Raw genomic sequence first — 15224 nt, forward strand, 5'->3', positions numbered from 1 at the left:
GCTCCGGCGGTGAGTCGGGGGCAAGACTGTCCGTGCTCACCGATAGTTTTCGTTTCATGCGGATCCTGCACACCTCCGACTGGCACCTGGGCCGGTCCTTCCACCGGGAGGGCATGCTCGGGCACCAGGCGGCGTACGTCGACCATCTCCTCTCCGTGGTGGAGCAGGGATCGGTAGACGTGGTGTGCGTCTCCGGCGACGTCTACGACCGGGCGCTTCCGCAGGTCGACGCGGTGCGGCTGGCCTCGGAGGCGCTCTCCCGGCTCGCGGCCTCGCGGGCGAAGGTCGTCATCACCAGCGGCAACCACGACTCCGCGCAGCGGCTGGGCTTCGGGTCCGAGCTGATCGACGCCGCCGGCATCTTCATCCGCACCGATCTGGCCGGCGTCGGCCGCCCGGTGATGCTCCCCGACGAGCACGGCGAGGTGGCCTTCTACGGTCTCCCCTACCTCGATCCCGACGCCGCCAGGGCGTCTTGGGGCTTGGAGTCGCGCTCCCACCAGGCGGCGCTGGGTGAGGCGATGAGGCGGGTCCGGGCCGACCTCGATGGCCGGGGTGGCCGCAGCGTGGTGATGGCCCACGCCTTCGTCACCGGTGCCGAGCCCTCCGACTCCGAGCGCGACATCTCCGTCGGCGGCGTCTCGATGGTCCCCGCCAGCCTCTTCGAGGACATCTCCTACGCCGCTCTCGGCCACCTCCACGGCCGCCACACGATCACCGACACGGTGCGCTACAGCGGCTCCCCGCTGGCCTACTCCTTCTCCGAGGCCAACCACCTCAAGGGCTCCTGGCTCATCGACCTCGACGAGTCCGGCTTCGTGGCGAGCGAGTTCGTCGAAGCCCCGGTCCCGCGGAAGCTCGCCCGGCTGCGCGGCACCCTCGAGGAGCTGCTGAGCGACCCGCGCCACGAGGTCCACGAGACCTCTTGGCTGCAGATCACCCTGACCGACCGGATCCGCCCCGCCCAGGCGATGGAGCGCCTGCGCCGTCGCTTCCCGCACACGCTCGTGCTGGGGTTCGAGTCGACCGCGCCCGTCCTGGGTGCCCTGTCCCAGCCCGACCCGTCCCGGCCGCGACGCGACATCGACCTGGTCACCGAGTTCGTCGCCGAGCTTCGCGGCGAGCCCGCGGCCAGGGCCGAGCTGGCACTGTTGCAGACCGCCGTGGACGCCTGCTGTGAGGACCCCGAGGTCGACTCGCTCGACTCGCGCTCCGGCGGCGCCGAGGAAGAGGAGTGGCTCGAGGTGCTCTTCTGATGCGCCTTCACCACTTGGAGGTCGCCGCGTTCGGCCCGTTCACGGGCACGGTGAGCGTCGACTTCGACCAGCTCTCCGAGGCGGGGCTCTTCCTGCTCTCCGGTGCCACCGGAGCCGGGAAGACGAGCGTCCTGGACGCGGTCTGCTTCGCGCTCTACGGCGACGTCCCCGGAGACCGTTCGGTCGCGAAGCGCTTGCGCAGCGATCGGGCCCCGGCCGAGGTCGCGACCCGGGTCGTCCTGGAGGCGACGCTGGCCCAGCGACGCTTCCGGATCACCCGATCCCCCTCCTGGGAGCGGCCCAAGCGGCGCGGCTCCGGCACCACGACCCAGCAGGCCTCGGTCGTGCTCATGGAGCAGGTCGGCGAGGAGTGGCGCACCCTCACCACCCGACTCGACGAGGCCGGCCACCTGGTCTCGGACCTCCTCGGGATGACGCTGACGCAGTTCGTGCAGGTCGCGATGCTCCCTCAGGGCCGCTTCCAGGCGTTCCTCCGCTCCAGCGCCGAGGAGCGCAAGCGGCTGCTCGAGCGACTCTTCCGCACCGAGCGCTTCGCCGATGTCGAGCGCTGGCTGCGTGAGCGTCGCGTCGAGCTCCGGCGGCGTTCGGAGGAGCTCAACGCCGGTGTCGCCGAGGTGGTCAGCCGGATCAGCGAGACCGCGGCCGTCACGCTCCCCGACGACTGGGACGTCCACGACCTCGGCCTCCCCGCCGGAGACGGCGCGATCGCCACCTGGGCCCGCGCTCTGGCCGAGGAAGCCACCGAGTCCCAGGCCGTCACCTCCGGCGCCGCGATGGAGGCCCTGGCCGCCGAGTCGGAGACCCTCGCCGCCCTCGACGCCGCCCGCGCGATGGCGGAGAAGCAGCGCGGCCTCCGGGCGGCTGCCGCCGCCGAGAGCCGTCTGGTCGCAGCGGCCCCGGAGCAGGAGGAACGCGTACGCCGCGTCGAGTCCGCCCAGCGTGCCGAGGCCGTGGCCGGGGTCAGCGAGCTCACCGACCAGGCTCGGCGCGAGCACGCCAGGGCCGCCTCGCTCGCCCCGAGCGACCTGACCGTGACCGATGCCAAGGCGGCCGTGGACCGGATCTCGGCGCGGCTCGCGCAGGCTCGCGCCCTGGTGCCGGTCCAGCGGCGTCTGAGCGAGGTCACCCGCGAGCTCGCGTCCACCGGCACTCAACGCGAGCGCCTCCTCGCCCAGGCCCGCGAGCAGGCTCGGCTCGCCGAGGAGCTGCCGCAGCAGGCCGAGGCCCTCGCGGCGGACCTTGCGGCGGCCACCGAGGCCGTCGCGGCGATCCCGGTGCTGCGCGCCCAGGTCGCAGCGGTCACCGAGGTCCGCCGGCTGACCCAGGAGCTCCGCGACGCCCGAGCCAGGCACGAGTCGGCACGGACGGCCGCGATGGAGGCGCGCACCCGCTATCTCGACGTACGCCAGGCCCGGCTGGACGGCATCGCCGCCGAGCTCGCCGGCGCACTCGCCGTCGGCGCGGACTGCCCGGTGTGCGGGTCCCACGAGCATCCCCACAAGGCCTCCCCCGCCGACGGCGCCCCCGACGCTGCGGCCGAGAAGGCGGCCCAGGCGACCTACGACAACGCCAGCGCCGAGGAGCATGCCCGCGACCAGCACGTGCGCGACCTCACCACCCGTCTGCAGCTCGCGCAGGAGGCTGTTGGAGGGACCGACGAGCCGGGTGCGTCAATGACCGAGCGTCTGGCCGTCCTGGAGCGTACGGCCGCCCGCGAGCCGAGCCTGCGCGCCGAACTCACCGCCGCCGAGGAGACCCGGGCCCGATCGGCCACGCTCCGGGCCGAGCTGGAGACCCGCACCGCTGAACTCGAGACCACGCTGCGCCACCTCACCGACGAGCGCGAGCGTCTCGAGGAGCAGCTGACCGACGTCCGCGGCGACCACCCGGATCTCGACGCCCTGCTCACCACGCTCGAGCGCGACCAGCGCGAGGCGACCACGAGCCTCGAGCGGCTCGAGGCGGCCACCCGTGCCGCCGAAGCGCTCGCCGCGGCCGAGCGCACCCTCACCGCCACCGCGGTCCGGGCAGGCTTCGACACGCCCCAGAGCGCCCTCGCCGCCGCGCTGGCACCGGAGCGGGTTGCGGCGCTGAACAGCCAGATCAAGACGTACGCCGACAGCCTGGCGGCCGCCCGGGCGACGCTCGACTCCCCCGGCGCCGCCGAGGTCCTGGCCACCGACGAGCCGGACCTGCCGACGCTCGCCACCGCCCACCGCAAGGCCGCCGATGCCGCTGACGCCGCCCGCTCGGCAGCCGACACCGCCGCCAACCGGGCCGCTCGCCTCGACTCCCTGCAACGCGACCTGACCAGCGCGCTCTCGGCCTGGGCTCCCGTACGCGACGACCTCGAGGTCGCTGCCCGGATCGCCTCCTTCGCCGAGGGCAAGAGCAGCGACAACCAGCTCCAGATGAGCCTGTCGGCCTACGTCGTCGCCTACCGCCTCACCCAGGTCGTCGCCGCCGCCAACGAGCGGCTGGCGAAGATGAGCGACCAGCGCTACGCCTTGGAGCACTCAGCGGCCAAGGGCGCCGGCGACCGCCGCGGCGGCCTCGCGCTGTTGGTCCGCGACGACTGGTCCGGCGAGTCGAGGGACCCGGCCACCCTGTCGGGCGGCGAGACCTTCGTGGTCTCCCTCGCGCTGGCGCTCGGCCTGGCCGACGTGATCATGAACGAAGCCGGCGGCCAGATGCTCGACACGCTCTTCGTCGACGAGGGCTTCGGCTCCCTGGACGCCGACACCCTCGATGACGTACTCGACGTCCTCGACACGCTCCGCGAGGGTGGCCGCATCATCGGCGTGGTCAGCCACGTCACCGAGATGCGCGAGCGCATCCCCACCCAGCTCGCGGTCACGAAGGGCCGTGGCGGGTCCACGTTGCAGGTCTGCGACGGCTGAGCACCGCTCGGTTCGTCTGGAACGGGCCGTGTCGCCGGAAGATCTCAGGCACATTCCTGGATCTACGGGCGAAAATTTGCCTGGCGCTCGACAGGTATTACTTCCAGCCTATTCCCACCACGTGATCTGCGTCTCTAATCTGAGGCCGCTCCGCGCCGCGGAGGCCTGCCCCAGATTCGACCGGAGGTTTCCGTGCCCCGTCTCATCGCTCGCGTCGCGAAGGTTGCCGCAACGCTTCTCCTGCCCGCCTCCCTCCTCTCGGCCACCTCGTTGATGGCCTCACCAGCGCACGCCGACGGCCCCGGCAGCGGTACGCCGTGGATGGTCACCGTCGGTGACAGCTACGTCTCGGGCGAGGCCGGCCGCTGGGCCGGCAACAGCAACAGCAGCGAGTCGCTGGTCGACGCAGGCGGCAGCGCGACGTACTTCGACAACGCCGGCCACACCGCCGAGACGATCAACCGGTGCCACCGCAGCACCGCTGCCGAGGCCTACCTCGGCGGAGGCGTGAACGGGCTCAACCTGGCCTGCTCGGGTGCGATGGTCAGCACGACCACGAGCAGCGACGGCTACTTCAAGCCCGGCGTCGACTTCTACTCCAGCGGCGGCAACCAGGGCCAGGCACTCATGCTGCAGAACTTCGCGACGACCCACAACGTCAAGGCCGTCACGATCGGCATCGGCGGCAACGACTTCAACTTCGCCGCCATCGTCACCCAGTGCGTACAGAACTTCCTGACCTCCTCGTCGTGGTTCAAGGACTACTGCAAGGACGACTCGGTGGTCACCAGTGCGATGGCCGCCGGCAACGTCGCCGCGGTCCGCGCGCGGATCGCGACGGCCTTCCAGAACGTACGCACGGCCATGCGCAACGCGGGCTACGCCGACAACGCCTGGACCCTCATCGTCCAGAACGTGCCCTCACCGCTGGCAACCTCCTCGGTCTACCGCTACAGCGAGTCGGGCTACACCCGGCAGAGTACCGGCGGCTGCGGCTTCTGGAACGCCGACGCCGACTACGCGTACAACACGATCCTGCCGACCATCAACAACGCGATCTCCGGTGCGGCCGCCGACTCGGGCCTGACCAACATCAAGACGCTGAACGTCTCCGGCGCGTTCGCCGGACGCCGGCTGTGCGAGAGCACTGTGGGCCTCGTCGAGGCTCAGGGCCTGTCCAGCTGGCGCGCCACCGGCGCGGTCGACAAGACCGAGTGGGTCAACCAGATCCGCACCGTCTCCACGGCGGGCGGGAACTACTACATCCAGGAGAGCCTGCACCCCAACTACTGGGGCCAGCTCGCCCTGCGCAACTGCCTGCGCCAGGCCTACAACGCCGGTACGCCGCGCTCCGGCACCTGCACCCACGGCACCGGCCTCAACGCCAACGGCGAGCCCAACATGTCCCTCAGCTGACGACAAAGCCGCCGAGTCGGCTCGTCATGACGAGCCGACTCGGCGAAGGGTCACTCGGCGAAGGACTCCACGGGCGGGCAGGAGCAGATCAGGTTGCGGTCGCCGTAGGTGTTGTCGATGCGGGCCACCGGCGGCCAGTACTTGTCCGGGTCGATGCCGCGCGGGAAGACGGCCTCCTCGCGGGAGTAGGCGCGGTCCCAGTCGCCGACGAGGGCGCGGGAGGTGTGCGGGGCACCGCGGAGGACCGAGGTCTCGGCGGTCCACTCACCCGAGGCGACCCGGTCGACCTCACCCTTGATCGCGATCATCGCGTCGATGAACCGGTCCAGCTCGGCGAGGTCCTCGGACTCGGTGGGCTCAACCATGAGCGTGCCGGCAACCGGGAAGGACATCGTCGGGGCGTGGAAGCCGTAGTCGATGAGCCGCTTGGCGACGTCGTCGACGGTGACACCGGTCTCCTTCGTCATCGGCCGCAGGTCGAGGATGCACTCGTGCGCGACCAGGCCGGTCTCGCCGCGGTAGAGCACCGGGAAGTGCTCGTTCAGACGCGAGGCCACATAGTTGGCCGACAGCACCGCGGCCGAGGTGGCCCGGGTCAGACCCTCGGCCCCCATGAGCCGGACGTAGGCCCACGAGATCGGCAGGATGCCGGCCGAGCCGTACGGAGCGGCCGAGATCGCACCGATGCCCGAGCGCTTCGAGGTGTCGGGGTGCAGGGAGTGCGAGGGCAGGTAGGGCGCCAGGTGGGAGCGGACCGCGACCGGGCCGACGCCCGGGCCACCACCGCCGTGCGGGATGCAGAAGGTCTTGTGGAGGTTGAGGTGGGAGACGTCGCCGCCGAACTCGCCGGGCTTGGCGTAGCCCAGGAGCGCGTTGAAGTTGGCGCCGTCGATGTAGACCTGACCGCCGGCCTCGTGCACCAGCGAGCAGACCTCGGTGATGCCCTCCTCGTAGACCCCGTGGGTCGAGGGGTAGGTCACCATGATCGCGGCGACGTTCTCGCCGTGAGCCTCGAGCTTCGCCCGCAGGTCGTCGAGGTCGACGGTGCCGTCCTCCGACGACTTCACGACCTCGACCTTCATCCCGGCCATCACGGCCGAGGCGGCATTGGTGCCGTGCGCCGAGGAAGGCATCAGGCAGATCTTGCGGTGACCCTGGCCCTGCGCGTCCAGGTAGCCACGGATCGCCATCAGGCCGGCGAACTCGCCCTGCGAGCCGGCGTTCGGCTGGATGGAGACCTTGTCGTAGCCGGTGACCTCGGCCAGCCAGCCCTCCAGCTCCCCGACCAGACGCGTGTAGCCGGCGGCGTCCTCGGCGGGCACGAAGGGGTGCAGGTCGGCGAAGCCGGGCAGCGAGATCGGCTCCATCTCGGTGGTCGCGTTGAGCTTCATGGTGCACGAGCCGAGCGGGATCATGCCCTTGTCGAGCGCGTAGTCGCGCGCGGCGAGCTTGTGCAGGTAGCGCAGCATCTGGGTCTCGCTGTGGTGCGCGTTGAAGACCTCGTGGGTGAGGTAGTCGGTGGTGCGAAGGAGACCGTCGGGCAGCGCGCTGGGCGTGGTGCGGTCGACCTCGTCCAGGTCCGCGCCCGAGACGCCGAACGCGTTCAGCACGGCCGACAGGGTCGAGCGGGTGGTCGCCTCCGAGGTCGAGATGCCGACGGTGTCGGCGTCCACGAGACGAAGATGTACGCCGAAACGACGCGCCGCGGCGACGACATCGGCCGCCCGCCCGGGGACGGTGACACCCAGCGTGTCGAAGAAGGTCTCCGAGACCAGCGGGAGCCCGGCCGACTTCAGGGCGGCGGCAAGGACGGCGGCGTAGCGGTGTGCGCGGGTCGCGATCGACCGCAGCCCGGCGGGGCCGTGGTAGACGGCGTACATCGAAGCGCCGACGGCCAGCAGCACCTGCGCGGTGCAGATGTTGGAGGTCGCCTTCTCGCGCCGGATGTGCTGCTCGCGGGTCTGCAGAGCGAGGCGGTACGCGGGCCGCCCCTCGGCATCGACGGAGACGCCGACCAGGCGACCGGGCAGGTGCCGCTCGATCCCCTCGTGGACCGCCATGTAGCCGGCGTGCGGGCCGCCGTAGAAGAGCGGGATGCCGAAGCGCTGGGTCGAGCCGACGACGACGTCGGCGCCGAGGGTGCCGGGCGCCTCCAGGACGGTGAGCGCGAGCAGGTCGGCGGCAACGACGGCGAGCGCGCCCCGCTCGTGGGCGGCGTCGATGACCGGCTTGAGGTCGGGGACCCGACCGGAGGCGCCGGGGTACTGCACCAGCACGCCGATCATGTCGCCCTCGGGCAGGCCCTTCGAGAGGTCGGCCACGACGACCTCGAGGCCCATCGCCTCGGCGCGCACCTTCACGACCTCGATCGACTGCGGCAGGGCGTCGGCGTCGATGACGAAGGGACCGGATCCCTTCCGGTTGGCCCGGTGGACCAGCGCGAGCGCCTCGGCGGCCGCGGTGCCCTCGTCCAGGAGCGAGGAGTTGGCCACCGGCAGACCGGTCAGGTCGCCAACCATGGTCTGGAAGTTGATGAGCGCCTCGAGGCGGCCCTGGGAGATCTCGGGCTGGTAGGGCGTGTAGGCGGTGTACCAGCTCGGGTCCTCGAGCACGTTGCGCCGGATCACCGGCGGCGTCACGGTGGCGTGGTAGCCGAGCCCGATCATCGCCTCTCCGGGCTTGTTGGAGGCTGCGATCTCCCGTGCCAGCGACGCGACCTGGGCCTCGCTCAACGCGGCCGGCAGGTCCAGCGACTCGACCGAGCGGATCCCCGCCGGGACGGCTGCGTCCATCATCGCGGCTACCGAGTCGTATCCGAGCCGCGCGAGCATGGTCGCCTCGTCAGCGGCCGAGAGTCCGACGTGGCGCTCCACGAACGGGGAGGCGGCGTCGAGCTCGGACAGGGTGGGCGTGTCGGACACAGTGGCTCCTGAGGGCATCTAAGTAAGACAACTCGTACGCCCTCCCCCTCTGTCACGCGCGGATGCACCGCTTCAGAGTTGCCTGGTCCGCACAGTCGTGGGTGCCTGAGAGTTTCCGGGGAGGAATTGCCCCTTCGGCGCTCCTTCGAGAGGAGCTCTCCCGTGCGGGATGGTCAGCACCACCAGCATAAACGACAGGACCCCGAGGTCCCGCCTTGCGGGACCTCGGGGTCCTGTGTCGACTGAGTGCTACGTCACCCGGCGTTGCGCGCGGCGCGACGGGCGGAGAGCTCGTCGGACATGGAGGCCACCTGCTCGCCGTCCTCGGCCGTACGCTCGCTGGGGAGCTCGGAGAGGGTGCCCTCGATCTCGCGCCAGACGCCGCCGATGGCGATGCCGAAGACTCCCTGCCCGCCCTGGAGCAGGTCGATGACCTCGTCGTTGCTGGTGCACTCGTAGACCGAGGCGCCGTCGCTCATCAGGGTGACGCGGGTCAGGTCGTCGGTGCCACGCTCACGCAGGTGCTGCACGGCTGCGCGGATCTGCTGCAGCGAGATCCCGGCGTCGAGGAGCCGCTTGATGACCTTGAGGATCAGGATGTCTCGGAAGGAGTAGAGCCTCTGGGTGCCGGAGCCGGTGGCCCCGCGCACGCTCGGCTCCACCAGACCGGTGCGGGCCCAGTAGTCGAGCTGGCGGTAGCTGATCCCGGCAGCGTTGCAAGCCGTCGGGCCGCGGTAACCGGTGTCGCTCGGCAGGGGCGAGACATCGTCGGTGAAGAGAAGGCCCTGCTCGTCAGCCTGCTCCGCCGCGCGTTGCGCGTCGTCGGCGCCGTGGCCGGGCTTCTGCTCGTGGTCGAACACGATGTCCTCCATCGTCTACTCCGTTGCGCGTAACTCCACTCGGGGAATGAACGGCTGCGGCGGGGGGACCACATCGTTGGAGTTACAACAGAGACAACTACAAGGTAAGCGTCGCAAGGGCCCTGGTCAAAGAACCCCTCCGGCGTGTCGCCGGGGCTAACCCTCAGGTTGAACTTGAGGGTTTCCGTCAGTGAGACTCGAAGTCCTCGGGCGTGATCTCGTCGAGGAACTCGCGGAACTTCTCGATCTCGTCCTCCTGCTCGGCCGGGACAGCGAGCCCCGCCTCGTCGAGGACCTCGTCCGAGACCACGATCTTGGTCCCCGTCCGCAGCGCCAGCGCGATCGAGTCCGAAGGCCGAGCGCTGACCTCGACGCCGGAGGCGAAGACCAGGTTGGCGTAGAAGACGCGGTCGGTGACCGAGGTGATCTGCACCTCGGTCAGCTCGTTGCCGGTCGCCTCCAGTACGTCCTTGAGCAGGTCGTGGGTCAGCGGCCGAGGCGGAACCACGCCCTGCTGGGCGAAGGCGATGGCGGTCGCCTCCACCGCGCCGATCCAGATGGGCAGGTATCGCTCACCCGCCACCTCGCGCAACAGCACGATCGGCTGGTTGGAGGGCATCTCCACTCGGACTCCGAGCACATCGACCTCGCGCATGTCATCCACCCTACCCGTCTCCGGGTCACCGCAGCAGCCCGGTTGACCGGCGACACGAACAGAGTCAGCGGTCGCGCAGGCCCGACTTCACCAAGGTGGCGTGCAGACGGACCGCCAGGGAGGCGATCTCGCTGCCGATCTCCTCGGCCCGACCCTGCGCCCCGGCGTTCCCGGGGCGCCGCAGCGGCGCCACGATCTGCTCGATCAGACCGACCTCGCGGTCGGCGGCGGCCTTCATGCCGCGCAGGTGACGAGGCTCGATACCGAACTCGGCCAGCTCCTTGGCCGTGCGCGCGATCGCGAGGGCGTCGGTGTCGTAGTGACCGCTGCGCAGCGGCACCACCAGCGCCATCTTCTCCAGCTCGGTCAGCAGCGCGTCGTCGACCTCGGCCACCTTGAGGAGCTCGCGCCGCGAGATCCTCATGCTGTCCGTACGCCGGAACGACTCCGCCCCCGGCGCGCCGCTGGGCGTCAGGGCGACCGTCGGGACGGTGGGCACGGTCGCCTCGATCGCCGGCGGCTCGAGGCCGCGGTCGATCGCATCGAGGTGCTCGCCGATGACCTTGAGCGGCAGGTAGTGGTCGCGCTGCATCCTCAGGACGTAGCGCAGCCGCTCGACATCACGGCGGGAGAACTTGCGGTAGCCCGCGGGCGTACGCTCCGGCTTGATCAGTCCCTTGTCCTCGAGAAACCGGATCTTCGGGATCGTGACCGTGGGAAAGTCCGGACGCAACTGGTCCAGGACCTGCCCGATGTTGAGCCGCTCCCCCGAGTCGCTAGCCGGCCGTTGAGGGTCAGGCATCGCGGCGGCGGCCATCGGTTACGCCCCTTCGTGCCCGGCGTAGAAGACGAGCCGGAACTTCCCGACCTGGACCTCGTCGCCGTCCTTGAGGACGACCTTCTCGATCCGGTCTCGGTTGACGTAGGTGCCGTTGAGGCTGCCTACGTCGGAGACCTCGAAGGTGTCACCGGTGCGCGCGAACTCGGCGTGGCGGCGCGAGACGGTGACGTCGTCGAGGAAGATGTCGCTGTCCGGGTGGCGACCCGCGACGACGGTGTCCTGGTCGAGCAGAAAGCGGCTTCCGGCACCGGGACCACGCTGCACGACGAGCATGCCGTTGCCCCTCGGCAGGGCCTCGACGGTGGCCGCCTCGATCGGGCTGAGCACCCGGTCAGAGGTGTCGGCATCAGCGCCGAGCTGAATCGTCGAGGTCTGGTCGGTCCCGGTCAGGCTTACGCCACACTGCGAGCAGAACCGCGCTTCGTCGGGGTTCTGGCTGCCGCAAGCGGGGCACACGGACATTTTTGAGCTCCAGGTTCATCGAGGGCCGGACACCTACCCTCAAGTGAACGTTGAGGGATGGTAACCGCAACCTATCAGGTCGGCCCAGGTGTTCGGTTGAGTTACGCGTCGAGTGATGCCTCGTACGCCGCGGCGTCGAGGAGGCTCTCCAGCTCAGTGGGGTCGGCCGGGGTGACCTCGAAGAGCCAGCCACCGCCGTAGGGGTCGTCGTTGACCAGCTCGGGGGTGGCGTCGAGCGATCCGTTGACCGCGACGACCTCCCCGGAGATCGGCGCGTAGATGTCGCTGACCGACTTGGTCGACTCGAGCTCGCCGCAGCTCTCGCCCGAGGTGATCGTGTCGCCGACGGCCGGCATCGACACGTAGACGATGTCGCCCAGAGCGTCCTGGGCGTAGTTGGTGATCCCGACCCGTACGGAGCCCTCGGTCTCGCCAGGGTTGCGCAGCCACTCGTGCTCGCTGGTGTACTTCAGGTCCTCGGGGTACACGGCCATCTCCTCATCAGGCGTACTTGTCTGGCTGCGAGAGATCGTCCCGCGAGCCGGTTGTCGAAACCCTACTGCGCCCCACCGACGAAACCGTCAGCGGGACACGGTGTGAATCGACTCGATGTCGATCTTCTCCTCCGGCTCCACCTTGACCTCCGCGCCCTGCTCCTCGAGCTGGTCCTGCGGGCCCTGGTAGAAGTCGATCGCGCCGGCCAGCGTGTCGGGCGGGCCGATCACCTTGAGGCGGTACGGCGGGCTGATCAGCTCGCCGCCGACGTTGAGCCCCTGGCCGGGCTGGCTGACCTCGATCGAGGACGACGCCACCAGGCGTACGGCCTCGCCGTCGGCCCCTTCGATCTCCATCGCCTCGGCGCCGCTCGTACGCAGCTCCTCGATCAGGTCGAGGAGCGCGGTCAGCCGCAGCGGGTCGGCGCCGGGGTCGATCTCGATGGTGATCCCCGGACCGCTGACCGGCACCGTCCCGGCGATCACCCGCAGCGTGTCGACCTGCTCCTCGGCACGCTGGAGAGCGGTCTGCTGCTGGAGGGTCTGGTCCTCGAGCTCGTCGCGGGTCCCCTCGAGCTCCTCGATCTGCTCCTGCGCCTTCTGCGTGGTGCCGGCCAGGCCGGAGAGGATGTCGATCAGCTCCTGCTCACGCAGACCGGCGTACGTCGAGTCCTCGGTGTTCGTCTGGACCTGCACCACCGCGGCGTAGCCGAGTACGCAGAGCAGGACCGCCACGGCCACCTGGCCGCGCCGGAAGTGGGTGAGCGCGTCGAAGAGTCGCGCCCGGCCGACCAGCGGCTCCGGCTCCCCGGGTTCGTCCTCGGGTTCGTCCTCGGGCTCGTCCGACTCGTCAGCGTCTTCGGCCTTCTGGGTCTTCGGAAGCTCCTCGGCCTCGTTGACCTGTTCGGGCCGCTCGTCTCCGGCCGCATCCTCGACCTCGTCGGGCTCTGGGCTGTCCGCGGGCTCATCGGCCTTCTCGGCCTCCGGCTCCTCCGGCTGCTCCGGCTCCTCCGGCTGCTCCGGCTCCTCCGGCTCGACTGCCTCCGCCGCAGCAGGTTCGAGATCGTCCGCCTTGTCGGTGGACTCGACCGGCGCGTCGTCTGATTCCTCGGGCTCCTTGGCGGAGGTGGCCTCGGCCGCCTGCTCCTGCTCCTCGGGCTCGTCGGCAGCCTCATCGGACGCAGCCTCGTCGGGTGCGTCCGCCTCCGACGGCTCCTCGGCCTCGGCGGCGGTCGGCTCGACAGACTCTGCGGGCGCCTGCTCAGCCGTCGGCGTACCTTCCTCGGAGGTCTCGGGTGTGGCGCCGTCGTCGGTCACAGGCTCGGTGACGGCCTCCTCCGCGGGCTCGGCGGGCTTCTTCGCCGGTGCCTTCTTCGCCGGGGTCCGCTTGGCCGCGGTCCGCTTCACCGGGGGCCTCCTCTTCCGGTCAGGCATGGAAGATGTGCCTCCGGATGGCTGCGACGTTGGTGAAGATGCGGATGCCGAGGACGACGATGACACCGGTGGAGAGCTGGCCGCCGACGCCGAGGCGGTCACCGAGATAGACGATGCCGGCGGCGATGACGACGTTGCTGATGAACGAGACGACGAAGACCTTGTCGTCGAAGATGCCGTCCATGAAAGCGCGCAGCGCACCGAAGACCGCGTCCAGCGCGGCGACGACGGCGATCGGCAGGTATGGCGCCAGACCGACAGGGACCTCGGGCTGGAAGAACAGTCCCAGCACGATGCCGATCACTAGGCCGATGACGGCGATCATTCTTCGCGGTCCCCTTCGCTGTTCTCTTCGGAGTCTTCGTCGGTGTTGTCGGTGGGCTTCTCGGAGCCCTGGGTGCCCTTGTCCTTGGACTTGGCCCCGAGGTGGGTCAACTCCAGCAGATCAGGCGGCGCCGCGGGAAGGGTGAGCCGGTCGATGTTCTCGACGTCGTAGGGCATCCCGTAGTCCTGCGTCGTGGTGTGAATCATCGCGCCGGAGACCGTCTCGGCGAAGCGTGCGGCCAGCGTACGCGTGTCGCCGATGGCCGACACCTCATAGGGCGGCGAGAGCGAGACGTCGTTCATCCGGAGGGTGGCGCCGGAGGTGATCACGCCGCTGCGCGGGGTGACCCGCTGGCCGTCGACGGCCACGGCGGTCGCGCCCGCCTGCCACAGTCCGTTGACGATCACGGCGAGATCGTAGTCGCGCACGGTGCCGCCCTCGCTACCGTCGGCGGCGTTGTCGATGGTGATCCTGATCCCCGAGCCGGTCACCGGGGCGAACCCGGTCTCCTCCGCGGTCGCCGCGGCGCTCGAGGATGCCGACTCGGCCCGCAGACCGAGCGCGTTGAGCGCCGATTCACGGCTCTGGTTGTCCTCACGCAGCGCGGAGATCTCCTTGTGCAGGTCGGCGATCCGGTCCTGGCGCTGCTCGATGCGGTCGACCAGGACCTGCCTGCTGGTCTGGCGGATGTCCTCGTTGCGGGAGGTCTGCACCGCGGCGGTCGTGGCCAGCAGCGCGAACAGCCCGACCACCACCATCGCCCACAGGCCCGGCCGGCGACGCCGGGTCGGCTCCTCCCCCGTGGGCTCGCGCCGCTCGGCGGCGGCCATGTAGTCGGAGTCGATCGCCTGGTCGGTGATGCGGTCCAGCAGAGGCTTGGTGACGTAGGCGCGCAGGTCCTCGGAGCCCGGGATCTGGTCAGGCACGGCTCGCACCACCCTTCTCCCGCGGCGGGGTGGTGGCCATCAGGCGACGCGCCTCCTGGGCGTAGAGGACCAGGCTCCACCACAGCAGCAGGATCCCCCACAGCGCGAAGGCCCATCCGAAGGCCTGCGCCACCTGGATCGGCAGGCTCGGCTCCAGGCCGAGATCGAGGGTCTCGGGGATGTCGTGGCTGAGGTAGAGCAGCGGGAAGGAGGCCAACAGGCAGAACGCGGCCACCTTGCCGAGGAGATGGACCGGAAGCGTACGCACCCCACGGCTGCGCAGCGCCGGGATCATCGCCAGCAGGCCGACGAACCGCAGCGGCACCAGCAGCGCGATCGGCCACGGGATCACGTCGATCTGCCAGAGCGCGAGGATGGCGGCCAGGACGAAGACGGTGTTGGCCACCACGTCGAGCAGCTCGCCCGAGCGGCGGCGGCCCAGCTGCTTGCGGTTCAGCCAGCTGTCCAGCAGGTCGGTGATGATCGCGAGACCGAACGCGGAGAGCGCGATCGTGTCGTCCTCGGCGATCATCACCGCCCACAGCATCACCGGCGCGTAGACGAGCCGCAGGATGCTGAGCAGCTTGCCGAGCACGGGCTGGTTGCGGTCGGCCGAGCCATGGGGTCGCCGACGCGCGTCCCGGCCATGTTGCAGGCGGGGATCACCGGATCGACGGTTGGGCATCTGCGGGCTCTCCTCTGTCACCAGACGC

Annotated in this window: 13 protein-coding genes and 1 riboswitch; of the genes, 3 read left to right on the top strand and 10 right to left on the bottom strand. The window is 70.2% G+C overall.

The annotated features are described in order from the left end of the window. The first annotated feature begins 56 nt into the window (after positions 1-56). From BLT25_RS03760 to BLT25_RS03770, 3 genes are all read left to right on the top strand, one after another. Positions 57-1256 (top strand): exonuclease SbcCD subunit D, encoded by a 1200-nt coding sequence (locus BLT25_RS03760; protein WP_176883573.1) that lies wholly within the window; start codon positions 57-59, stop codon positions 1254-1256. Continuing rightward, positions 1256-4177: an AAA family ATPase gene (locus BLT25_RS03765; RefSeq protein ID WP_091042023.1), complete on the top strand. Its 2922-nt coding sequence runs from the start codon at positions 1256-1258 to the stop codon at positions 4175-4177. The genes BLT25_RS03760 and BLT25_RS03765 overlap by 1 nt, the downstream gene beginning before the upstream one ends. 192 nt (positions 4178-4369) lie before the next feature. Further along, on the top strand, positions 4370-5593 hold the full coding sequence (locus BLT25_RS03770; RefSeq protein WP_091042026.1) for an SGNH/GDSL hydrolase family protein: 1224 nt from the start codon (positions 4370-4372) through the stop codon (positions 5591-5593). Positions 5594-5643: 50 nt separating this feature from the next. Here BLT25_RS03770 and gcvP read toward each other — a convergent pair whose 3' ends face one another. The 10 genes from gcvP to BLT25_RS03820 form a co-directional block, all read right to left on the bottom strand. Beyond that, positions 5644-8532, bottom strand: coding sequence for an aminomethyl-transferring glycine dehydrogenase (gene gcvP, locus BLT25_RS03775; protein WP_091042028.1), 2889 nt, complete (start codon positions 8530-8532; stop codon positions 5644-5646). 64 nt (positions 8533-8596) lie between these two features. Beyond that, positions 8597-8687: riboswitch (glycine riboswitch) on the bottom strand. A gap of 81 nt (positions 8688-8768) precedes the next feature. Beyond that, complete coding sequence (locus BLT25_RS03780) at positions 8769-9386, bottom strand: MerR family transcriptional regulator (RefSeq protein ID WP_091042031.1); 618 nt, start codon at positions 9384-9386, stop codon at positions 8769-8771. 175 nt (positions 9387-9561) lie between these two features. Further along, positions 9562-10029 (bottom strand): bifunctional nuclease family protein, encoded by a 468-nt coding sequence (locus tag BLT25_RS03785; RefSeq protein ID WP_091042032.1) that lies wholly within the window; start codon positions 10027-10029, stop codon positions 9562-9564. Positions 10030-10093: 64 nt separating this feature from the next. Next, a complete protein-coding gene (locus tag BLT25_RS03790; protein ID WP_091042035.1) occupies positions 10094-10846 on the bottom strand; it encodes a transcriptional regulator FtsR in 753 nt (250 codons plus the stop codon). A gap of 3 nt (positions 10847-10849) precedes the next feature. After that, positions 10850-11332, bottom strand: a complete 483-nt coding sequence (locus tag BLT25_RS03795) for an FHA domain-containing protein (RefSeq protein ID WP_091042036.1) — start codon at positions 11330-11332, stop codon at positions 10850-10852. 101 nt (positions 11333-11433) lie between these two features. After that, positions 11434-11820: a glycine cleavage system protein GcvH gene (gene gcvH / locus BLT25_RS03800; RefSeq protein WP_091042490.1), complete on the bottom strand. Its 387-nt coding sequence runs from the start codon at positions 11818-11820 to the stop codon at positions 11434-11436. Positions 11821-11913: 93 nt separating this feature from the next. Next, entirely contained in the window at positions 11914-13233 is a 1320-nt protein-coding gene (locus BLT25_RS03805) for a DUF881 domain-containing protein (RefSeq protein ID WP_143033622.1), read from the bottom strand. 19 nt (positions 13234-13252) lie between these two features. Next, positions 13253-13585: a small basic family protein gene (locus BLT25_RS03810; RefSeq protein ID WP_008359542.1), complete on the bottom strand. Its 333-nt coding sequence runs from the start codon at positions 13583-13585 to the stop codon at positions 13253-13255. Then, entirely contained in the window at positions 13582-14511 is a 930-nt protein-coding gene (locus BLT25_RS03815; protein ID WP_143033623.1) for a DUF881 domain-containing protein, read from the bottom strand. The genes BLT25_RS03810 and BLT25_RS03815 overlap by 4 nt, the downstream gene beginning before the upstream one ends. Continuing rightward, on the bottom strand, positions 14504-15196 hold the full coding sequence (locus BLT25_RS03820) for a CDP-alcohol phosphatidyltransferase family protein (RefSeq protein ID WP_091042044.1): 693 nt from the start codon (positions 15194-15196) through the stop codon (positions 14504-14506). Before BLT25_RS03820 ends, BLT25_RS03815 begins: the two co-directional genes overlap by 8 nt. Positions 15197-15224: the final 28 nt, after the last annotated feature.

This window comes from Nocardioides sp. YR527 (genome assembly GCF_900101045.1).
In the GTDB taxonomy this organism is placed as follows: Bacteria; Actinomycetota; Actinomycetes; order Propionibacteriales; family Nocardioidaceae; genus Nocardioides.